Genomic DNA, 20,334 nt, shown 5'->3' on the forward strand with positions numbered 1-20,334 from the left:
GACGTTATCTTGGCCTGGGCGGATCCGCAGACGCTGGTCAAAGTCGGCGCGTGGGTGACGCGCTACAACTCCCGGTGGTCGGCCCGGTCCACCACGGTGTCCGCGACCGGACGGCTCGTGGTGACGCGGAAGTCGGTGACACCGTCCATCGTGAAGGTCGGGACGTTCGGTGCCTTGTCCGTTCGGGTGTGGTGGAAGTCGACGTCGGCGACGTCCCGCAGGACGATGGCGGGCCGGGTGTCGGTCCTGTCGTAGCGGGTCTCCACGTTGTCGAAGGTGATTCCCTTGGCGTGCCTGACGAACCAGCCGAAGGCCGGCAGGGTGCCGAACATGCTGGGCTCGGGGTAGGCGGTCTCCAGTTCGGGCGGGTCAGCCACGGCGTCGTTCATGGACAGGCCGCCGAGCGTGTGGTGGCGGATGTTGCTGATCCGGATGTCTTCGATCGCGTGGCCGGGGATGCCGGCGATGGTCGACGGGTAGCGGGGGTCGGAGTTGTAGGCCACGACGTCACTGATGTTGACCCGGCGCAGGGTGCCCACCGGGACACCGGCCGGGCCGCGCATCCGGGCGCCCAGGCGGAGGAAGAACGGCATCTGGACGTTCCGCATGGTGATGTTGCTGACCGTCACGTCCTCCAGCAGGCCGCCGTCGACCGTTTCCAGTGCGAGGCCACGGCAGTACTCGAAGATGATGTTGGTGATCGCGATGTTCTTGAAGCCGCCGTTGGCCTCGGTGCCGAACTTGATCCGGCCGGTGCGGCCGTAGCCGGCGGTCTTGTACGTGCCGTCCACCAGGGTGCCCAGGTCGTAGCCGCTGACCATGCAGTTGTCGATGGTGACGTTCTCGGTCGCCCTGGCCGTGTTCAGCGCGTACGAGCTCTTCAGCACGATGCCGTCGTCGTTGGGGGAGTTGACGGTCGTGTTCGAGATCCGGACGTTCTTGCAGCAGTCGATGTTGATGCCGTCGCGGTTGGTGTCGATGACCAGGCCGTCGATCCGGAAGTTGTCCACCCCGGTGGGCAGGATGCCGAAGTGGCCGCCGTTGACGATGGTGACGTCCCGGATGGCCACGTTCCGGCACAGCTTCAGCGAGATCGCCTTGTTTCCCTGCAGTGGCGCGGACTCCTTGCTGCCGCCGGCCACCAGGCCCTTGCCGTCGATCCGGCCGGGGCCGAAGATCGTCACGTCCTCAAGGCCCTCGCCCCAGATCAGACTGTTGTGCCAGTGGCTGTGGCCGAAGTCCTGGTACGGGTTGCCCGCGCCGGGCTCGGCCGGGTCGTAGCCGCGGCCGTTCGCCGGGACGGCGGCCAGGATCGTCGCGTTCTGGTCCAGGTACAGCGCGACCCTGCTCTTCAACCGGATCGAGTAGCTGGCGTACACGCCCGGCGGGAAGTACACCGTGCCGCCGCCCTGGGCGGCTGTGTCGATGGCGCGGTTGATGGCGTCGCTGTCGATGGTGACGCCGTCGCCGCGGGCGCCGAACCGCCGGACGTCGAAAACTCCGCCGGGACCGGGCGGAGTGGGTTCCGCGTTCGCTGTTCCGGCCGTCACCAGGGGCAGGGCAGCGGCTCCCACGGTGACCATCCGTCGGCGGGAGAACGTGCTCATGTGGCTCCTTGGGGAAAGGGCGCCACCGGCCGGGCCGGTGGCGCCGTCGCGAGGTCCTAGGAACAACTGCTGGACGAGCCGGTGTTGCCGATCCGCAACGCGCCGCCGCCGGTGTTCTGGCTGCTGGTGACACAGAACCCGGTGACGCTCTGGAACAGCAGGTCCGACGGGCTCTTGCCGCCCTTCTGCGCGGTGAAGTGGTCGAATGTCAGCGCGCTGGCGGTGTTGGCGATGACCGCGGGCCGGCCGTCGTCCTTGCCGAACCGCACCGAGCTGTTGACGAACTTGATGTTGTTGGCGTTGTGGATGTACCACCCGTACGCCGGGCGGGTGCCGATGCTCTTCGGGTTGTAGTCCTTCGGGTCGTTGCTCGGCACGCCGGTGCCCATCGTGTCGTGGCCGCCGGGCAGGGTCAGGTTGACGTTGGTGAACGTGACGTCGCTGATCTGGTTGGCGTTGGCCTCGCCCCACAGCGTCGGGCTGAACGAGCCGGCGCTGGTCCCGGTGATGTTGTCGTACGTGATGTCGTGGATCCGGCCGACCCCCGGGCTGTTGCCGCATCGCTTGCGGGTGCCGATCTTCTGGGTGATCGGCGAGGCCGTGCCGGACAGTTTGATGTCGCGGTAGTGCACGTCGGAGATGACCGCGCCGTCCATCGAGACCATGCCCAGGCCGGACTTGCCGGCGCCGGTGATCTCGATCTGCTGGAAGTTGTAGTCGGTGAAGTCGCCGCACGTCTCCGAGCCGAACATCAGGGCGTTGCAGCACTTCGCCGACAGGTGCGCGTCGGTCACGGTGACGTGCCCGTTGGGCAGCTTGGCGCCCAGCGCGTAGTCGCTCTTGAACACCAGCGCGTCGTCGTTGGCGGCGTCGTTGATGTTGGTGATCTTGACGTTCTGGGTGCTGATGATGTTCCAGCCGTCGCGGTCGCCCGCGGTGGAGATGGTGAGGTGGTCGCTGGTGACGCCGGTGCAGCCGTTGATCAGCGCGGCGAAGTGGCCGCCGCGTTTGAGGGTGATCCCGGACAGGGTCAGGTTGGTGCACCGGGTGATCGAGATGATCTTGTCGGCCTGGCCGCTCTTCGGGTTGCCGGTGATCAGGTGGCCGCCGCCGTCGATGGTGCCTTCGCCGACGAAACTGACGTTGTCGACCTTGTCGCCGAAGAACATGGCGTTGTGGAAGTGGCTGTGGCCGTAGTCCTGGTACTTGTCGAACGGGTTGTCCTCGGGCTTGTCGTACCCGGACGACGAGCCGGTGATGGTGGATCCCTTGTCCAGCTGGATGGTCACGCCGCTCTTGAGGTGGACGGTGCCGGCCGCGAGGTACGTGCCGGCGGCGAACCGGACCACGCCGTTGCCCGACATGCTCGCGGCGTTGATCGCCCTGTCGATCGCGGGCGCGTCGTTGGTGACGCCGTCGCCGGCCGCGCCGAAGCTCTTGATGCCGAACACGGCGGGCCCGGCAGTCGCCATGCCCGCCCCACCCCCGAGGACTGCCATGCTCACGGCGGCGAGCCCCGCCCATGTGGCCTTACGTGCGAACACGTGCCTGACTCCCTCTTCGTCGCAGGGAAGTTCACAGGCGTCGCCGGCACCGGGTGACACGCGCCGAAACATCCTGTAAACCTTTTCATGGCGGCGTGTCGACCAGGCTAGAAGTCCGGGATCGGATGAGTCAAGACGGCAACCACAACGAGAGCAGGTCTTCAAGACCTACCAACCCCCCGGTTGGTAGGTCTTGAAGACCGCGGCACCTACCGGTGGTCGGGTCAGATTCGTTGGTAGAGGACGCCCAGGATGGGGACCCACCGGGGGTCGGGGCCGGCCGCGCTGGTGATCAGCCGGTTCGTGGTGAAGCCCAGGGCGAGACCCGCGTCCGGGTCGGCGAACGCGAGGGCGCCGCCCGCGCCGCTGTGGCCGAACGCGGTGGGGTTCGGTGCGAACGGGCGTACCTCGTTGGGCAGCATGAAGCCGAGTCCGAAGCGGGTGTTCCCGTGCAGCACCAGGTCCGGGCCGTCGCTGTGGGCGGTGGTCGCCAGGGTGTGGTCGCCGTCGAGCACTTGGGCGTACATCGTGGCGAGCGCGCGGGCGGTGGCGTGGCCGTTCGCGGCCGGAATTCGGGCTTCCCGCCAGGCGTCGGTGGTGGCCACGCCGGGGACGAGCAGATCCGGCAGGCCCACGAACGCCTTGGCGGTCAACGAATTCGCGTCGCTCATCGCGGCGAACAGGGCGGGTCCGGTGACCGGGCCGGCTTCCGGCGGTGGCAGGTCGGCGGCTCGGTGCCATTCGGTGCGTGGCAGGCCGATCCACAGGTCCGGCACGCCCAGGTCGGCCACCAGGGTGTCCAGCTCCCGGCCGCTGGCTCGGCGCACCAGCTCGCCGGCCAGCCAGCCGAAGGTCACGGCGTGGTAGCCGTGTGCCGAACCCGGTGGCCACCACGGCTTCTGCCCGGTGAGGGCGTCGGTCATGGCCTGCCAGTCGTAGATGTCGGACGGTTCGCTGAGGGCGGCCAGTCCGGCCTGGTGGGACAGCAGTTCGGCGACCGTCACGTCGGTGGTGAACTGCGGCCAGTAGGCGCGGACAGGCGCGTCCGGCCGCAGTTCACCACGCTGGATCAGGACGTTCGCGACGGCCGCGAGTACCCCCTTGGTGACCGAGAAGACGTTGGCGACCGTGTCGTGCTCCCACGGCCTGCCTTCGGCCGCGGCACCGCCCCAGATGTCGACCAGTACGCGTCCGCGAGCGATCACGGTCAACGCGGCGCCGCCCTTGTCAAGCCCGGCGCAGAACGCTTCGTCGACCGCGGCGAAGGCAGGGTCGCAGATCATCGAAGACCTCCCCGAGATAGTCAACCAAGGTTGTGCAACCGTAGTTGAATACCTGTGGGTCAGGCAAGGGGAGGGGTTCTACCTGCTATCCGAGGCAGGATCGGACGGCCGTGGCCAGGTCCGCCGCCCGCGGGTCGTCCGGCCGGTAGGACCAGAGGTTCGTGACGTAGCCGAAGCCGACACCGGCGTCGGGTTCGGCGAAGCCGATCGATCCGCCGGAGCCCAAGTGGCCGAACGACGCCGGCCCGGCCATCGGCATCGGCGGGCAGGCCCGCATGAACCCGAGCGACATGTAGAAGGACCGGTCAGACGGGATGTCCAGGCCGGGCGGCAGCCCGTACATGTGCGTCTTGTCGGTCTGGACGACGTTCATCCGCCTGACCGTCGCCGGACGCATCAGCCGCACTCCGTCGACCCTGCTCACCGTGGCGGCGTACATCCGGGCCAGCGACCGTGCGTCCGAGACCATGTTCGCGGCCGGGAACTCGGACTCGAGCCAGGCATGTTTGAGCCAGTACGCGGTCGTGGCGTCCAGGGCACCGCCGAGGGAGACGGCGCGGTCCTGGACCGAACCCGGAGCGTACAGGGCTTGGATCCACGCGGTGACCGTGGCCTCGTCGAGCCCGGTCAACTTGATCATCCCGGCGGTCAGCTGCTCCAGGGTCAGCGGTGCGGCGTCCTCGATCAGGGCCAGCCGTCGCCGTTGTTTCTCGGGCAGCCCGATCCAGGTGCTCAGGCCCAGTGGCGCGGCCACCTCCTCGGCGAAGAACGTGCCGAGTGACTTGCCGGTGATCCGGCGCACGACCTCGCCGACCAGGAACCCGTAGGTCTCGGCGTGGTAGACATGCGCCGTGCCCGGCTGCCACAGCGGCGGCTGTGCCTCGAGCGCACGGATGACCGGGTGCCACGCGCACGCCTGCTCGAACGTGAGCGGTCCGTCGACGATCGGTAGACCGGCCTGGTGGGACAGTAACAACCGGACCGGGATCTGGTCCTTGCCGTTGGCGCCGAACTCCGGCCAGTACTTGACCACCGGGGCGTCCAGATCCAGCAGACCCCGGTCGGCCAGGATATGGGCACAGATCGCGGTGGCGCCCTTGGTGGCGGACGCGACCCGGACGACGGTGTTCCTGCGCCACGGCAGGTTCGCCTTGCGATCGGCGAGGCCGTCCCACAGGTTGACGACCGGGCGACCGCCTACGTAGACGCTGACCGCCGCGCCGATCTCGCCGGGGTCTCCCTTGAAGTTCGCGCGGAACACGTCGGCGACCTTGCCCCAGCCGTGCTCGACGCCGTTCTCGTCGCAGTCGTTGCTACCGCTCGCGGAGGCGGTGCCGCTGCCGCCGAGGGCGGCGAGCGCGCCGGCGGCGGCCACCCCCTTCAACACGGCCCGGCGACCGTAATGTCCCTGTTCGGGTGTCCCGCTTGTGGTGTCTTCCATGGTGTAGTCCTTCCTTGCGATCAGGCAGCCGCACGCTGGATGACGATGTCGTCGAGCCGCGTGCGGGCGTGGATCTTGACCTGGTTGTCGAACCCGTCCGGGTTGTCCTGTGCGGGCAGGGAGTTGCGCACCGCCCCCTTCGTGCTCTTGGCGTCCACCGAGGCGGCGGAGCCGTCGCTGACGCCGACCTCGATGCCACCGGAGGCGTTCACCAGCTCCGCCCGGCCGCGCGTCATCCGGCCGATCCGGATCGGACAGTTCGCCGCCTTGGCGGTGACACTGCCCTCGGTGCGGTCGATGTCGAAGCTGCCGTTGGCGCTGCTGAGATCGACGTCGGACAGGGCGTGGCCGATCCAGACCTTGCCGGTCGAGCCCTCGTACCTGACGACGCCCTTGACCTCACCGATCCGCACCCCGGCCGCGCCGCCTTCGATGTCGACGCTCCCGGCGACGTGCCCGACCGCGACCCCACCGGCCGAGAGGTTCCCCCGCAGCGCTCCGATGTGGTCGAGTTGGACCTGCCCGGACGCCATGTTCAGGGCACAGTCGCCGAGCACGCCGTCAGCGTGCACGTCCGTCCACGCCGTGTTCAGGACCAGCCTGGATCCGACCGGCAGTTCGATCGTGATGGCGACCGAACCGTTCTGGTCACCCGACTTGGTCGTCTTGACCGACAGTTCGCCGGCGGCGAAGTCGACCTTGGTGTTCTCGGCCACCCGCACGTCCGACTTGTTCGCGCTGCTGATGGGCTCGACCAGCACCACGGTGTCGGACCGGTCGCTTGCGGCGACCCGAACATGGGCGCCCGCGGTGGTCAATGTGGCCGTGATCGGCGCGGGCGTGGCGAATGCGGGCATGACAAATCTCCCCTTGTTGGCTGAGTACGTGATTGTTGGTGGGCGAGCCTTTGGGCTACGCCGGTCAGGTGATCTTGCGGCGGTAGGTGGCCGCGGCGAAGTAGTAGGCGACGGCGAGGATGCCGACGCACCAGGCGAGGGCGATCCAGATGTCGTCGCCGACCGGCTGCTCGGCGAACAGGGCGCGGATGGAGTTGACGATGGACGTCACCGGCTGGTGCTCGGCGAAGAAGCGGACCGGGCCCGGCATGGAGTCGGTGGGCACGAAGGCCGAACTGAGGAACGGCAGGAAGATGAGCGGGTAGGAGAACGCGCTCGCGCCGTCCACGGACTTCGCGGTGAGCCCGGGGATGACGGCCAGCCACGTCAGGGCCAGGGTGAACAGGACCAGGATGCCGGCGACCGCGAGCCAGGCGGGCAGTCCCGCCGGGGAGCGGAAGCCCATGAGCAGGGCGACCAGCGTGACGACCACGAGGGAGATCAGGTTGGCGACCAGCGAGGTCAGCACGTGCGCCCAGAGCACGGCCGATCGGGCGATCGGCATGGACTGGAAGCGTTCGAAGATGCCGCCCTTCATGTCCAGGAACAGCCGGAACGCGGTGTAGGAGATGCCCGAGGCGACCGTGATCAGCAGGATGCCGGGCAGCATGTAGGTCACGTACGACGAATCCGAGCCGGTCTTGATCGCGCCGCCGAACACGTAGACGAACAGCAGCATCATGGCGATCGGCATGATCGCGGTGGTGATGATGGTGTCCGGGCTGCGCGCGATGTGCCGCAGGGACCGTCCCAACAGGATATTGGTGTCGCCGACGAAGTGCTTGCTCATGACTGTTCCTTACGGCCGGCCGCACCGACGAGCGCGAGGAAGACGTCCTCGAGGGTCGGTTGCTTCTCGACGTATTCGACCTTGGCGGGTGGGAGGAGTTGCTTGAGTTCGGTGAGGGTGCCGTTCACCAGGATCCGGCCCTCGTGCAGGATCGCGATCCGGTCGGCGAGGTGTTCGGCCTCGTCCAGGTACTGCGTGGTGAGCAGGACCGTGGTGCCGCGGCCGGCGAGTTCCTTGACGGTCTGCCACACCTCGATGCGGCCCTCGGGGTCGAGCCCGGTGGTCGGCTCGTCGAGGAAGATCACCGGCGGGCCGCCGACCAGGCTCATCGCGATGTCGAGCCGGCGGCGCATGCCACCGGAGTAGGTCGACGCCTTCCGGGCGCCCGCCTCGGTCAGCGAGAACCGCCGCAGCAGGTCGTCCGCGATCCCGCCCGGATCCTTGAGGTGCCGCAACCGGGCGACGAGCACGAGGTTCTCCCGTCCGGTGAGGATCTCGTCGACGGCCGCGAACTGTCCGGTGAGGCTGATCGACTCCCGCACGTCCGGGGCCTGGGTGGCGACGTCGAAGCCGTTCACGCTGGCGGCGCCCGCGTCGGCCTTGAGCAGGGTGGACAGGATCTTCACGGCGGTGGTCTTGCCGGCCCCGTTGGAGCCGAGCAGGGCGAAGATGCTGCCCGGCGCGACGTCGAAGTCCACGCCGCGCAACACATGCAGGGTCTTGTAGGACTTCTCCAGGCCGCGCACGCTGATCGCCGGTCCGGCGGTGGTGGTGTGGGTGCTCATCGGGTCTGCTCTTCCTCGGCGCGTGTGATGGCGTCGGTCAGTTGTTTCCGTGCGCGGGCGGGGACGTAGCCGCCCTCCGTGTAGTTCTGGACGAATGTCTCGATGAACTCCATCGGGTTCTCCCCGACGACCTCGCGGATCGGCGTTCCGTCCGCAGCGGCCTGGTCGAACAGGTCGGCGAGGTCCTCGAACATCGACTCGGCGCGGTCGCCGTCGCTGGGGACGAAGTGCATCAGGTACCGCTCGATCGCGTCGACCACGTCGCGGTACGGCTCTGGCATCCGTTTCACCCGCGCCTTGTACTCCCGCCATCGCCGCTTCGGGCCGATCACCTTGTCGACGAAGCCGCCTTTGTCCACATCGGACATGGTCATTTCCCTTCTTCGCGGAGCTGGTGGAGTCGTTCGGTGAGGAAGCTCCAGGTCCTCCAGAACTCTTCGAGGTTCTCCCGGCCCTGGGCGTTGAGCGTGTACACCTTGCGTGGCGGCCCCTTCTCGGACGGGACCTTTTCCACGTCGACGAGGCCGCGCTGCTCGATCCGGATGAGCAGGGCGTACACGGTGCCCTCAGCGATGTCGGAGAACCCCTGATCCCGCAGCCACGCCGTGATCTCGTAGCCGTACGCGGACCGGCTGGACAGGATGGCCAGGACGATGCCCTCCAGCGTTCCCTTGAGCATCTCGGTCACCTGCTTGCCCATGGAACACCTCCTTCGGACTGCTACTCAGTGATGCTGACTACTGGTAGATAGTATCACTGAATAGTGGCGGTGCAAGCGCCCGGTCTCCGGTCGACGTCATCGTCCTCAGTGGTCATTGATCAAACGATCGACCGGATGGCCGGCGCCGGCGACTCCGGACGGTCCGGCCATGCTGTCCGCGCTGGTCACCCCTTGAACTGATCACGGTGACCACGGTGATCCACCGCCCTGACACCGCGCAGTCACCGCGCTGACACGGGACTCGTCCGGTGGACGTGGTGGCTCGGATGCTGGGAAAACGACTTCTGCGGTGCACCGCGCGCGATGAGGATGAGGGGGTGACTGTCGCCCGCGAGGCCGTGCCCTGGAGGTCGATGGTTCCGCTGGCCTCGGTCAGCGTGGTCGTCGGGGTCAGTGGAGCTCTGGCGCTGCCGTTCACGTCGCTGTTCCTCACCGCGGAGGTCGGCGTGTCCTCGGTGGAACTGGGCGCGTTCCTGCTGGTCGCCGCGTTGGCCGGGCTGGTCGGCAGCACTCTGCTCGGCCGGTTGTCGGACAGCCGGGCGGTCCGGCGCAACCTGCTGGTGATCGGCGCGGCCGCTGGCACAGTCGGGTTCGGGCTGTACGCGGTGCTGCGGTCGTACTGGGCGCTGTTGGCGGTGGCGTGCACGCTGGTCGCCGTGGCGACGTCGCTGCTGTCCCAGATGTTCGCGTACGCGCGGCAGTCGGCGGAACGGGCCAACCCGGTCAAGGCGCCGCTGATCATCAGCAGCCTGCGGACCATGCTGTCGATCGCGTGGGTCGGCGGTCCGCCACTGGCCGCGTTGCTCATCCAGGTCGGCGGCTACACCGCCCTCTACGGTGCCACGGCCCTGCTGTACGCGACCGCGGCGCTGATCGCGGCACGCCTGCCCGAACTCGGTCTGACGGCCAAGGAGACCGCTGTCGTTCCCCGGCGCCCGCAGATCACGCTGGCGACAGGCGCGTTCGTGCTGGTGAACGGCGCCATCGCGCTCTGCGTCTCAGGCCTGCCGTTGTACGTCACCGACACCCTGCACGGCACGCCCGGCGACGCGGGCCTGGTGCTCGGCCTGTGCGCCGCGTTGGAGATCCCGCTGATGCTCTGGTTCGGCGTGCTGGCGGTCAAGGCGGACCAGCACCGCCTGGTCTGCCTTGGCGCGGCCGTCGCCCTGCTGTACGAGGGAGTGATGCTGGCCACCAGCGACATCTGGCAGGTGGCGGCCGCGCAGTTGCTGCACGCGGTGGTGATCTCGGCGGTCGGGGGAGTGGGCATCAGCTACTTCCAGTCGCTGGCGCCGGACCGGCCGGGCTTCGCCACCACGTTGTACACCAACACGTTGACGGTCGGCTCGATGATCGCCGGGCCGCTGCTTGGCCTGGCCAAACAACTCGGCTACCGCGACGTGTACCTGATGGCGCTCGGCATGTCCGCGGCCGGTGTCGCCCTCCTGCTGGGCGTCCGGAGTCCTAAGCGGACTGTCCGGCCAGGACAGCCGTCAGCAGCTGGGTGAACAGGTCCTTGTCCGCCGTGAACGCGACGTCGGCGTTCGGGGCCTCGGCGTTGGGCCGCAGGTCCATGACGGTCCGGCCGATGGTGTGGACGCCGATGGTCTCGACCGTGACGTGCACCCGGCGGGTGCTGACGACGTCGGGACGGACCAGGTAGGCGGTGCAGACGGCATCGTGGACGGGCGCGGTCTGGTCGACCTTGGCGCCGTGGTTGGCGGAGTACGCGTCGATCCGGCGGGTGATCAGGGTCGCGGCGGCGGTGCCCGCCGGGGTGCCAAGGGCGGCGAACGCGGCACAGTCCGCGCGGGTGATCAGTGCCTGGTGGGTGGCGTCCAGCGGGACCAGGGTGAGGCGCTCGAAACCGGCCGCGAAGACCATGTTGGCCGCCTCCGGGTCGACCCAGATGTTGAACTCCGCCGAGGCGGTGACGTTGCCGTAGGCGTGCGCGCCGCCCATGATCACCACCTGTGCCACGGCGTCCACAATGGATGGGTCGATCGCCAGCGCGGTCGCGACGTTGCTGAGCGGGCCGACCGCGACCAGGGTGACCGGGTCCGACGTGGACCGGAGCGTCTCCACCAGGAACTCCACCGCCCCGGTGGGCTGGGCCGAGCTGGTCGCGGCGGGCAACGGGAGCGCGCCGCCGTGCATGTCGTTCTTCGTGCCCTGGGCGAAGTGCAGCCGGCCGGGGAACCCGTGCCGGGCGATCGGGCCGGCCAGCCCCGGGTACACCGGGATGTCCGCGCGGCCGATGTGGTCGAGCACCCGCAGGGTGTTGTCCGTGGTGGCGGCCAGTGGCACGTTGCCGTTCACCGTGGTCACGCCGACCAGGTCCAGGTCGGGGTGCAGGGCGGCGAACATGATCGCCACCGCGTCGTCGGTGCCGGTGTCCACGTCCAGGATCAGTTTGCGCGGCATGGCGACATCATGCCCCGAGGTACTCCCGCCACACCTTCTTCGGCACGACCATCCGCCACGCGTCCACGACGAGTTCCTCGAGTTCGTCGCGCTCGATCTCGGCCAGCCACACCCGTACCCAGTGGAACCGCATGTCCGATTCGACCGGCAGGTGGAACTTGCCGGGGTCGCTGGCGATGAGCGCCTCGCGGGCCTCCTTGGGGTAGGCGAAGCCCATCTCGGTCTCGTCCCGGGACAGCGCCACGAACACGATCCGGCCGACCCGGAACTTCACCCGGTCACGGACCAGCACCTCGTAGGCGCGCGGCAGCGGCGAGGCGACCGCGCGGACGTCGTTGATGGTGACCACGGGCCTCAGTGTGCCCTGATCTTGGTGAAGACCGGTTCAGCTGGTCAGCGACCGGTCCAGTTGGTGTCACGACGTTACCTTGATCGCGGGGTGTGAGGCAGACTCTGCGTCCGTGGACATGTTCGTCGGGCGGGACGACGAGCTCTCGGTGCTGGGGGGCGTACGTGCACGCGCTGTGCACGGCCGACGGCAGGTCGTGGTCGTTTCCGGCGACGCGGGCGTCGGCAAGACGTGGCTGTGTGAACGCGCGTCCGAACTTGCCGAAAACGACGGCTTCGACGTGGTGTGGGGGCGGTGTTGGCCGCACGGCGGCGCGCCCGCGCTGTGGCCGTGGCCCACGGTGTTGCCCCAGCTCACCGGTCAGGCCGGCGCTGATCTCCTGGTCGGGGACACCGGCGACGACGTGGGCCCGGAACGGTTCGCGCGCTTCGCCGCGGTCGCGGATCTGCTGGCCACGAGCAGGCGCGACAAACGAACCATGATCGTCATCGACGACGTGCACCACGCGGACGCGAGCACGCTGCTGTTGACGCGTTTCCTCGTGCACGCCCTGGACCGCCTGCCGCTGGTCCTGGTGCTCGTCGCGCGGCCACACCCGCAGCTCGCGGAGTTACAACGCGACGCCACCACGGTGTCGTTAAGGCCGTTCGGCCTGAGGGACACGACGACGCTGCTCACCGCCCACGGGCTTGAGGACGAGTCGGCCGCGCGGGTGCTGTGGCGGGCCACGGGAGGCAGTCCGCTGTACCTCACGCGGGCTGTCGGCCACGGGGTGACCGGCCAGGACGCCATCGCCAACGCGATCGGCCGGCTCGATCCTCGGGTGCGCCGGATTCTGGCGTTCGGCGCGCTGCTGGGCGTGGACGGGACGACCGGCGAGGTCGCCGCGCTGGTGGGGGAGTCGCCCGGGGCCGTGGCCGAGGCGGTCGGCGGCAGCGGGTTGCTCGACCGGACCGAGGACGGCTGGCGGTTCCACGATCTCGTCCGTGAGGCCGCGCTGGCCGTGTTCGACCACGCCGAACTGCTCGACGCGCACGCCGACGCCGCCGTGCTCCTGGCCAGCACAGGCAATCCCGAACGCATCGCGCACCACGCGTTGTCCGCGGCGCCGCGCTCGGTCAGGGACGCGGAGATCGCGATCAACGCGTGCCGTAAGGCGGCGTCGTCGCTGCGCCGTGGATACGCCTATGAGCAGGCCGCCGACCTGCTGGACCGCGCGGTCACGCTCGCTGAGCGCGTCCAAACGCTTCCGTCGCGTGCGGAGCTGCTCATCGAACGCGCGGAGGCCGTTCTGGCGTGTGGCCGGTTGGTGAACGCGCGCGCCGCGTTCGAGGTGGCGACAGAGGCGGCGGAACAGACAGGCGACTCAGTGCTGCTCGCTCGGGCCGTGCTCGGTCTCGGCGGGGTGTGGGTGCACGAGCACAGGAACGCGACTGTGCGTGAACGTGTTCTCGCGCAACAGCGTGCCGCACTGCGCTCGTTACCGGACGATGAGCGTGCGTTGCGGTGCCGTCTGGCCGTGCGGCTGGCGGCGGAGGCCGTGTACGAGGGTGGGGCGCCTGAGCAGAACGTGCTGCACGCGTTGGACCAGACGCGAGCGATCGGTGACGACCATGCGTTGGCCGAAGCGCTTTCGTTGACCCATCACGCTTTGCTCGCGCCTGAGCACGCTGAGAGACGGTTGTCCCTTGCGGAGGAGCAGATCACCGCGGCCTCGGCCGCGGGCGACGGCATACTCGCGCTGTTCGGTCTGCTGTGGCTCACCGCGGACCGTTACCTGCTGGGCGATCCGAACGCCGAGGCCGCGCTCACCGAACTGCGGCAACGGTCGGCGGCGCTCGGTGTGGCCACGACCGGGTACATCGTCGCGTGCATGGACGTCATGAAGCTCATCCGCGCCGGCCGGTTGACGGACGCCGAACAGGCCGCGGGGCCATGTCTGCAACAGGGCATCGATGTCGGCGACGCGGACGCCACCGGGTTCTACGGCGCCCAGCTCCTGGCCGTCCGGTGGTTGCAGGGCCGGGACGCCGAACTGGCCGACCTGGTGGCCGGCACGATGGCGTCCGCCAGCCTGGCCGTGCCCGAGTACGGCTTCCGGGTCAGCATGGCCATGGTGCTCGCCCGCAGCGGCCGGCTCACCGAGGCGCGGGCGGCGTTGAAACCGTTGCTGGACATCGGTATTCCGAACCTGCAGCGGTCCAGTTCATGGCTGACCGCGATGGTCGGGTTCGTGGAGGTGGCCGCGATCCTGGACGAACCGGAGATGGCCAAACAGGCGGCCGACCTGATCCGGCCGTTCGCGGCCGTGCCGGTGATGCCGTCGCTCGGGGTCGCGTGCGTCGGCGCCGCCTCGCGTGCGTTGGGGCTGGCCGCGTTGACGGTCGGCGACCCGCATGAGGCCGTGTCGTACTTCGAACAGGCCGTGGCGGACAACCTCCGGCTGGGACACCTGCCGGCGACGGCGTTGAGCCGCGCGCAGCTCGCCGAGGCGATGATCGCGCGTGGCCGTCCCGGCGACCTCGCCAAGGCCCGTTCGCTGCTGGTGGAAGCCGCCCGCGCGGCCCGGACCATGGACATGGCCGAACGCGCGGACACCTGGCTGACCCAGGCGGACAGTCTCGACCCGCCGGACAGTCCCGCGGTGCTCCGGCGGCTGGACGGCGGCTGGTCGATCCACATCGGACAGTCAGTGGTCGCCGTGCCCGATCTGGTCGGTATGCGGTATCTGAGCGTCCTGCTGGGACGTCCCGGCGAGGACGTGTCGGCGCTCGATCTCGCCGGTGCGGGCGTGGTGGACGCCCGCCAGGAAGTGTTGGACGACACCGCGGTCGACGCGTACCGCACCCGGCTGCGGGACCTGTCCGACGCCATCGACAACGCGGAGGCCGACGCCGATCTCGGCTTGGTGGAACGGTTGCGGTGGGAGCGGGAGGCGTTGACCGCGGAGCTGACCAGCGCGGTCGGGCTCGGCGGGCGCTTCCGCGGTTTCCCGGATTCGCCGGAACGGGCCAGGACCGCGGTGCGCAAGGCGATCAAACGGGCACTGGACGTGATCGCCGAGGCCGACCCGGTGTTGGGCGGCGAACTGCGGTCCGGTGTCAGCACCGGACTTGTCTGCCGCTACACGCCGTCGCGGCAGTGGCGGGTGGAGTGAATTGCAGCCGGTGTCCTGCCGGGTTGCCCGATCGGGCTAGGCGTCTGTCCACTTGGGTGTGATGGTGGCGCCATGGGGCGTATCGACCACCAGAGCGACCAGGAGTCCGTGGCCTCGTCGGCACCCGTCCTCCGGCCGGCCGAACCGGGGTTCCTGGCCGCCGGCAACCAGGCGATCGGCCGGCTGCTGGGGATGGCCGGCGAGGTGGGACAGGGCCTGCTCGGCCAGGAGCTGCGCGGTTCGGTCGGCGCCGGCGGGGTGAACCTGCCGGGGGACGTGCTGGTCGTGTCCCGGCTGCTGGGCATGCCGGCGGACCTGAACGCGGCGATTGTCCGTTTCCAGCAAGAGGAACTGGGCTGGCCGCAGCCGGACGGGCGGGTGGATCCGGGCGGAAAGACGTTCCACGCGTTGCAGCACCACCAGGCCCCGGCTCCGGTTCCGGCCGCGCCCACTGCCCCCGCTGCTCCGGTCGCGCCGGGGTCGATCGAGGCCGAGCTGGCCGCTCTTGAGGCGTTGCAACAGAAGGCGTTGAAGGCGGGGCAGCAGTTCGAGGAGGGCGGACCCGCCCGCGGCGAGCTGGTGGCCCGGATCGGCCAGGTCCGGGTGGCCGTCGAAGCGGTGCCGGAGGCGGCGAGGAAAGCCGAGTACTTCCACCGTCTCAACGCGATCGCGCCGTTCTACACCCAGGCCGCGAACCAGAACATCATCGGCCGCGCGGTGGCGACCACGTGCAACCTGACGACCGTCGCGATGGGCCTGGAGATGCTCGGCAAGTCGGCCGCGGACTACCAGGGCAACTGGGAGACCATGCACGCGGTGGAGACGTGGGCCAACAAGGACCTGAAAAACGCCGGCATCGACTTCGAACACTCCCGCCTGGCCGACTTCATGGAACTGGTGGCCGTCATCGAATGCCTCGGCAACGTGCCCAACCCCACCGACGAGGCGATCAACGCGGCCCGGATGAAAGCCCTCGGCACCGGCGGCGCGACCGGCTGGGTCGCCTCGGGCACCGAACCCCTGAAAGCCCTCTACGCCCGCTTCGGCGTGAAAACCCAAGTGGTCACGTCCCCCAATTCGGACGCACTCCGCGCGCTGGGCAAAGAGAAGTTCGCCGGCGTCTGGGGAACGATCGATGCCCGCCAAAAGGCCGAGCGCAAGGGAAAGTCCACGGACGAAGACGTGGTCGCCGCCGGCCACACCATGGCGGGAGCCGACGCCGACGAGGCGAAGATCCACATGGAAGGCTACAAACACTGGGCCATGACCACATTCGGCCCGTTCCTGGACGCGGGCCGTCCGGTCTCGGTAGGACAGTACAACCACTGGATGCGCCTGCAGGCGATCACGGACGACTTCGTGATCGTCGACGACCCAGGGGGCGGCTCCCGGGTCAACCGCAGGACGGCCTGGGAGGAAGCCCGCGCCGAAGGCCTGTTCTGGCAGTCCGTCGTGGCCACGGGCTGAGCGGTTCCCCGGGTAGGGTTGGCCCTCATGCCTGAGGGGGACGCAGATGAGCACGGCATCGAACCCGACGCGGCCGGCAGCCGGCTCCACGGACGTGCAGCGACGGCTGCGGAACCTCAAGGGGGCCAAGCGCCGCCGGCTTCAGGACTGGGGCTACCCGGTGGACCGGCTGGCCGAAATGGCCGGGCGTGGCGACGCGCAGGCCGACGCGGTCGACGCCCTGCTCGCCATCATCCTTGACCGGGGCGGCTACACCCACAACGACGCTGACGTGGCCGCGGCCGAACGGGTCGCCAAGCAGGTGAGCGCCCTGATGACGCCGTACGCCTACCTGGTGGCCCGGCACAAGGCGCCGGAGAAGCCTGTCTTCAACATCCACGGTTACCTCAAGCCCGGCCAGAAGGACCTCTCCGGGCTGGGCGTCCTCGGCATCTTCGGCGGGGTGTTCCTGATTCTGGTGGTCGTCGCGGTGATTGTCGTCCTCGTCCGCTGAGGCCACCTTGGTCAGGACGACTGGAGTTTCTTGCAGTTGGGGGCCTGCTTTTCGGCGTCCGCCAGGTCTTTCTCGACCAGGATGCCGATCGGGCTGCCGGCGCCGATGGCGGCCAGTTGGATCTCGTTGCCCACGCTTTGCAGGGTGAGGCCGAAGTTCAGGCTGTCCTTGGGGTTGGCGCCCTGGACGTCCTTGGTGGCCTTGTCCAGGCTGTCCTTCATCTTGGTCAGGGTTTGGGTGTGGGTGTCGACGTAGCGTTCCGCGTCCTTGGTGGGGCCGGTCTTCAGGGGGCCCAGGGCGGTCACGCCGGTAGCCAGCGACTGCGATGACTTGGTGAGGTAGTCCAGGAACTGGGTTTTCATCTTTGGCAGGTTGTTCCAGTCCAGGGTGGGCTGCTGCTGCAGCGGCGCTATCGAGGTCACTGTCACGCCGCAGACCTTGTCCACCCAGGCGAGCAGTTCGGCGGTGTCCCGCGTGGTCGTTGTCGGCGCGGGTGGTGGGGTGGCTGCCGTGTCGGTCGAACCGCAGGCGGACAAGGTGGCCGCGGTGAGGGCAGCGGTCAGCGCGATACGCAATCGCATGGTGGTTGTTCCCAGTCTCGAAACGAAAAGGTCTGGGGAGTATTGCCGGCTCGAGTCCGGTTTGCCGGGCGCCGGTCCGAAGATGTGCCCGATCGGGCATGGCACGGCCGCGGCACGCGGATGTCACGCCAGGAACAGTATGGGAGAGGACCTCGGTGGGTTATGGCCCGACCAGCCGGCGAGCTGGATCTTGCGGCTGGTCGGCGATGTGCAGGTGTGCCGCGCGGGCACGGGGCACGCGGCGCCGGTGGGCAGCCGGAAAGCGCGAATCCTGCTCGCGTATCTCGGTGCGCGCGGCGGGGAGACGAGTTATGTCGCCGACATCGTCGAAGCCGTGTGGGCGGGTTCGCCGCCGCGGGATCCCGCGGCGAACGTCGCGACGTTGGTGAGCCGGCTGCGGGCCAGGTTCGGGATCGACACGATCATGGGCGCGCGGACCGGCTACCGGGTCGGCGAACTGCGGGTGGACCTGCACGAGGCCGCCGCGCTGGTGAGTACCGCGGAGAACGCGCTGAAACGCGCGCAGCCCGCGTACGCGCTGCTAGTGGCGGAACAAGCCATCAAGCTCATCGGGGGCGGCCCGGTCGTGGCCGAGCACACCGCGGACTGGGCTGAGGACACACGTGCCCTCCAGCGGAGTGTGTTGCAGCGGGCGTGGCAGGTCGGCGCGGACAGTGCGCGTCGCACCGGGGCGCCCAGCCTCGCGCGGGCTATGGCGGAGACGGCCGAGATCGTGGGACCGGGATACGTGGCGAGTTGAGAATGGGCCCTCGTGAGCACCGGCCGAGCTGCGGTGCCCACGAGGGTGTCCTGCTTACTGATGCGGTACGGCCGCCGGGGTCCACCCCCGGTAGTTGTTGAAGTAGTTCACGCTGGAGGCGTGGCCGATCCTGCCGCCGATGCTGGTGGCGTAGATCCCGCCGCTGCCGTCGGCGATGCCGACGTGGCCGTACGCGCTGATGTTCCAGTACACGAAGGAACCCAGCGGCGGCCGGCTGCCGTCGGTGTGCTTCGGGCTGGCGCCGAACCAGTGTGCGTTCGCCGACGCCCATACTCCCGTTGTGCCGTAGGCGTTCTCCACCGCCTTCTCGCAGTAGCCCTGCCAGCCGGTGCTGCCCATGTGGGACTGGTACCACTGCACGGCACCCGAGGGCGTGCCGTCAGCGGCGGCCAGCGCGCCCAGTTCGGCGTCGGAGACCGTGGTGAACGTGCCGGCGGTCGGGTTGATGTCGGCGGCCGTGATCGTGGCCGCGTCGGCTGTCGGTGCGATGGCGAGCGCGGTCGCGGCGAGCGCGGCCACCATCGCGGACTTGGCGATCCGGGAAAACATGTCGACCACCTTCCTGTGCAGGGGGAATAACGGTGACACCCGGAAGCCTGCCGATGGCCGATACAAAAAACATACACGCCGTGACGGAGGTACTACTCGGTCATCACGGCGACCGAGTGGCCCCAGCCGTTGTAGTACGCCACGGTCTGCGTGACGTCCGCGAAGTACACCGTGTGGTAACACCCAGGGGAGTAGCCGCACGGACCCAGCGGAGTCTCGCCGGCCGATATCGTGCCGGTGGCGAACGTGCCGAACGACAGGAGATGGCTGGTGACGAACAACAAGGACAAGGTGGTCACCGGGCCGCCGCTGTCACCGCGGCCGACGGCGACCCCGCCGACGACCTGACTGGTGGCTTTGACCTCGGGGGACATCCAGCCGACGTCGGTCAGGATGCTCTGGTTCACCGCCTCGATCCTGATGTTGCAGTGCTGGCCGGTGTACGAGCCGGACGTGCACACGTAGTTGCCGACGCGGGCCGCCCGGGTGCCCTTGATCGGCGTCGACATGGGTGGGAACGGCAGCGGGTTGACCGGTCCGGTGTAGATCCGGCCGGCGGCCGAGGAGACCGGGATGACCAACGTGTCCCGGCCGGCCACCTTGTTGTTGATCGCGCCCATCGACACGCCGACGCCCGTGCGGGCCATGTCGCCGTTCTTGCCGCAGTGCCCGGCGCTGAGCATCGCCGGACGACCGTCGAACCGCACCGAGAAGCCCGTGCTGCACCCGCCGCCGGACGGGTTGAGCCACTTGGCGCCACCCCAGTACGACGGGATGTCACCCAGCCGGTCCCAGACGGCGTCGATCTTGACGAACGGGTCGATCACCACCGGCACCCCGAGGTCCTTGACCGCCGGCAGCCCGCGACCCTCCTCTTCGGACACGGACACCGAGACGGTCAGCCCGCTACCGTCGACGTTCGGCGAGTACCCGGTGACGAGCGGCTCGGCCGGCAGCGACCGGCCCCGGTCGAGCAGTTCCGCTTCGGAGTACGGCGCCTGCATGACCGCGACCGGCGCGTCTTTGCTTGCCGTCGCGACCGCGTCCTGGACGGGTGGCGGGACGGGGCCGCGCCAGTACAGGTAGATCTTCCGGTCGAGCGGGGCGGCGGTCAGTCCGGCGTAGCCGTCGTCCTTCCCGGTGTCCCGGGCCGCCGCGATCTTGTCGGCGCCCGCGTTGAGGTGGTCCTGTTCGGCGAACAGGTCGGTCCAGGACTTGAAGTCGCCCGGCACCGGGTCGGTGATCGGGGACATGCCGTCCTGGGACGGCTTGTCGTCCGCCGCGTTGCCGTGGCTCGCGGCTCCGGCCAGCAGAGTCAGTATCGTCCCTAACACTGTTAGAGAGTTTCGCCAGGTGGTGCGCATCGCGCTCCCTCCGTGTCGCAGGTGTGGCCACCGGACGGTCGCGGACGCCGGTTGTGAGGCGGTTGTGGACTGATCGGCAACGGCCACAACCCGGCCACAACC

General features: G+C 69.0%; 19 protein-coding genes. 5 read left to right on the forward strand and 14 right to left on the reverse strand.

The genetic code is table 11. The features are described from left to right. Nucleotides 1–62: 62 nt before the first annotated feature. The 9 genes from EV192_RS39250 to EV192_RS39290 form a co-directional block, all read right to left on the reverse strand. The gene (locus tag EV192_RS39250) at nt 63–1,607 is read right to left on the reverse strand and encodes a rhamnogalacturonidase (RefSeq protein ID WP_132123697.1); all 1,545 of its coding nucleotides are present in this window, start codon (nt 1,605–1,607) and stop codon (nt 63–65) included. A gap of 56 nt (nt 1,608–1,663) precedes the next feature. Next, entirely contained in the window at nt 1,664–3,151 is a 1,488-nt protein-coding gene (locus tag EV192_RS39255) for a glycoside hydrolase family 28 protein (RefSeq protein WP_243727356.1), read from the reverse strand. 224 nt (nt 3,152–3,375) lie between these two features. Beyond that, a complete protein-coding gene (locus EV192_RS39260) occupies nt 3,376–4,434 on the reverse strand; it encodes a serine hydrolase domain-containing protein (RefSeq protein ID WP_132123699.1) in 1,059 nt (352 codons plus the stop codon). 85 nt (nt 4,435–4,519) lie between these two features. Continuing rightward, nucleotides 4,520–5,875 carry a serine hydrolase domain-containing protein gene (locus EV192_RS39265; protein ID WP_132123700.1) on the reverse strand — a complete coding sequence of 452 codons (1,356 nt, stop codon included), beginning with the start codon at nt 5,873–5,875 and terminating at the stop codon, nt 4,520–4,522. A gap of 20 nt (nt 5,876–5,895) precedes the next feature. After that, complete coding sequence (locus EV192_RS39270) at nt 5,896–6,732, reverse strand: DUF4097 family beta strand repeat-containing protein (RefSeq protein ID WP_132123701.1); 837 nt, start codon at nt 6,730–6,732, stop codon at nt 5,896–5,898. Between the two features lie 64 nt (nt 6,733–6,796). Continuing rightward, the gene (locus EV192_RS39275; protein WP_132123702.1) at nt 6,797–7,561 is read right to left on the reverse strand and encodes an ABC transporter permease; all 765 of its coding nucleotides are present in this window, start codon (nt 7,559–7,561) and stop codon (nt 6,797–6,799) included. Further along, nucleotides 7,558–8,346, reverse strand: a complete 789-nt coding sequence (locus tag EV192_RS39280; protein WP_132123703.1) for an ABC transporter ATP-binding protein — start codon at nt 8,344–8,346, stop codon at nt 7,558–7,560. The genes EV192_RS39275 and EV192_RS39280 overlap by 4 nt, the downstream gene beginning before the upstream one ends. Continuing rightward, nucleotides 8,343–8,720: a DUF1048 domain-containing protein gene (locus EV192_RS39285; protein ID WP_207926560.1), complete on the reverse strand. Its 378-nt coding sequence runs from the start codon at nt 8,718–8,720 to the stop codon at nt 8,343–8,345. The genes EV192_RS39280 and EV192_RS39285 overlap by 4 nt, the downstream gene beginning before the upstream one ends. Continuing rightward, nucleotides 8,717–9,046, reverse strand: coding sequence for a PadR family transcriptional regulator (locus tag EV192_RS39290; protein ID WP_132123705.1), 330 nt, complete (start codon nt 9,044–9,046; stop codon nt 8,717–8,719). The genes EV192_RS39285 and EV192_RS39290 overlap by 4 nt, the downstream gene beginning before the upstream one ends. Nucleotides 9,047–9,384: 338 nt before the next feature. Between EV192_RS39290 and EV192_RS39295 the strand changes: the two genes are divergently transcribed. Continuing rightward, the gene (locus tag EV192_RS39295) at nt 9,385–10,575 is read left to right on the forward strand and encodes a sugar efflux transporter (protein WP_243727357.1); all 1,191 of its coding nucleotides are present in this window, start codon (nt 9,385–9,387) and stop codon (nt 10,573–10,575) included. Here EV192_RS39295 and EV192_RS39300 read toward each other — a convergent pair. Together EV192_RS39300 and EV192_RS39305 are read right to left on the reverse strand one after the other, a co-directional pair. Further along, the gene (locus EV192_RS39300; RefSeq protein WP_132123707.1) at nt 10,532–11,491 is read right to left on the reverse strand and encodes a nucleoside hydrolase; all 960 of its coding nucleotides are present in this window, start codon (nt 11,489–11,491) and stop codon (nt 10,532–10,534) included. The genes EV192_RS39295 and EV192_RS39300 overlap by 44 nt on opposite strands. Before the next feature lie 7 nt (nt 11,492–11,498). Beyond that, on the reverse strand, nt 11,499–11,840 hold the full coding sequence (locus tag EV192_RS39305; RefSeq protein WP_132123708.1) for an MmcQ/YjbR family DNA-binding protein: 342 nt from the start codon (nt 11,838–11,840) through the stop codon (nt 11,499–11,501). Nucleotides 11,841–11,958: 118 nt separating this feature from the next. Here EV192_RS39305 and EV192_RS39310 point away from each other — a divergent pair, with 118 nt between their 5' ends. The 3 genes from EV192_RS39310 to EV192_RS39320 all read left to right on the forward strand — a co-directional run bounded on the left by EV192_RS39310 (nt 11,959) and on the right by EV192_RS39320 (nt 16,957). Further along, nucleotides 11,959–14,997, forward strand: coding sequence for an ATP-binding protein (locus EV192_RS39310; protein WP_243727366.1), 3,039 nt, complete (start codon nt 11,959–11,961; stop codon nt 14,995–14,997). Nucleotides 14,998–15,069: 72 nt separating this feature from the next. Then, nucleotides 15,070–16,464 carry a hypothetical protein gene (locus tag EV192_RS39315; protein ID WP_132123710.1) on the forward strand — a complete coding sequence of 465 codons (1,395 nt, stop codon included), beginning with the start codon at nt 15,070–15,072 and terminating at the stop codon, nt 16,462–16,464. A gap of 46 nt (nt 16,465–16,510) precedes the next feature. Continuing rightward, complete coding sequence (locus tag EV192_RS39320) at nt 16,511–16,957, forward strand: hypothetical protein (RefSeq protein ID WP_132123711.1); 447 nt, start codon at nt 16,511–16,513, stop codon at nt 16,955–16,957. A gap of 11 nt (nt 16,958–16,968) precedes the next feature. Here EV192_RS39320 and EV192_RS39325 read toward each other — a convergent pair whose 3' ends face one another. Then, nucleotides 16,969–17,538: a hypothetical protein gene (locus EV192_RS39325; RefSeq protein WP_132123712.1), complete on the reverse strand. Its 570-nt coding sequence runs from the start codon at nt 17,536–17,538 to the stop codon at nt 16,969–16,971. Between the two features lie 139 nt (nt 17,539–17,677). Here EV192_RS39325 and EV192_RS39330 point away from each other — a divergent pair, with 139 nt between their 5' ends. Then, nucleotides 17,678–18,298: an AfsR/SARP family transcriptional regulator gene (locus EV192_RS39330; protein ID WP_132123713.1), complete on the forward strand. Its 621-nt coding sequence runs from the start codon at nt 17,678–17,680 to the stop codon at nt 18,296–18,298. Between the two features lie 54 nt (nt 18,299–18,352). On the opposite strand, the gene EV192_RS39335 is transcribed toward EV192_RS39330, so the two are convergent. Continuing rightward, nucleotides 18,353–18,868 carry a CHAP domain-containing protein gene (locus EV192_RS39335; protein WP_424923421.1) on the reverse strand — a complete coding sequence of 172 codons (516 nt, stop codon included), beginning with the start codon at nt 18,866–18,868 and terminating at the stop codon, nt 18,353–18,355. Nucleotides 18,869–18,960: 92 nt separating this feature from the next. Continuing rightward, nucleotides 18,961–20,202, reverse strand: a complete 1,242-nt coding sequence (locus EV192_RS39340; protein ID WP_132123715.1) for a S1 family peptidase — start codon at nt 20,200–20,202, stop codon at nt 18,961–18,963. Nucleotides 20,203–20,334 lie beyond the last annotated feature (132 nt).

This window comes from Actinocrispum wychmicini (assembly GCF_004345645.1).
GTDB classification, from domain to species: Bacteria; Actinomycetota; Actinomycetes; order Mycobacteriales; family Pseudonocardiaceae; genus Kibdelosporangium; species Kibdelosporangium wychmicini.

Bases quoted from the DNA above. Each gene is read 5' to 3' on its own strand.
- EV192_RS39270 (WP_132123701.1), bottom strand. From the start codon at position 6,732: ATGCCCGCATTCGCCACGCCCGCGCCGATCACGGCCACATTGACCACC.
- EV192_RS39320 (WP_132123711.1), top strand. From the start codon at position 16,511: ATGAGCACGGCATCGAACCCGACGCGGCCGGCAGCCGGCTCCACGGAC.
- EV192_RS39315 (WP_132123710.1), top strand. From the start codon at position 15,070: ATGGGGCGTATCGACCACCAGAGCGACCAGGAGTCCGTGGCCTCGTCG.
- EV192_RS39310 (WP_243727366.1), top strand. From the start codon at position 11,959: ATGTTCGTCGGGCGGGACGACGAGCTCTCGGTGCTGGGGGGCGTACGT.
- EV192_RS39275 (WP_132123702.1), bottom strand. From the start codon at position 7,561: ATGAGCAAGCACTTCGTCGGCGACACCAATATCCTGTTGGGACGGTCC.
- EV192_RS39330 (WP_132123713.1), top strand. From the start codon at position 17,678: ATGGGAGAGGACCTCGGTGGGTTATGGCCCGACCAGCCGGCGAGCTGG.
- EV192_RS39300 (WP_132123707.1), bottom strand. From the start codon at position 11,491: ATGCCGCGCAAACTGATCCTGGACGTGGACACCGGCACCGACGACGCG.
- EV192_RS39335 (WP_424923421.1), bottom strand. From the start codon at position 18,868: ATGTTTTCCCGGATCGCCAAGTCCGCGATGGTGGCCGCGCTCGCCGCG.
- EV192_RS39325 (WP_132123712.1), bottom strand. From the start codon at position 17,538: ATGCGATTGCGTATCGCGCTGACCGCTGCCCTCACCGCGGCCACCTTG.
- EV192_RS39285 (WP_207926560.1), bottom strand. From the start codon at position 8,720: ATGACCATGTCCGATGTGGACAAAGGCGGCTTCGTCGACAAGGTGATC.
- EV192_RS39265 (WP_132123700.1), bottom strand. From the start codon at position 5,875: ATGGAAGACACCACAAGCGGGACACCCGAACAGGGACATTACGGTCGC.
- EV192_RS39250 (WP_132123697.1), bottom strand. From the start codon at position 1,607: ATGAGCACGTTCTCCCGCCGACGGATGGTCACCGTGGGAGCCGCTGCC.
- EV192_RS39280 (WP_132123703.1), bottom strand. From the start codon at position 8,346: ATGAGCACCCACACCACCACCGCCGGACCGGCGATCAGCGTGCGCGGC.
- EV192_RS39260 (WP_132123699.1), bottom strand. From the start codon at position 4,434: ATGATCTGCGACCCTGCCTTCGCCGCGGTCGACGAAGCGTTCTGCGCC.
- EV192_RS39290 (WP_132123705.1), bottom strand. From the start codon at position 9,046: ATGGGCAAGCAGGTGACCGAGATGCTCAAGGGAACGCTGGAGGGCATC.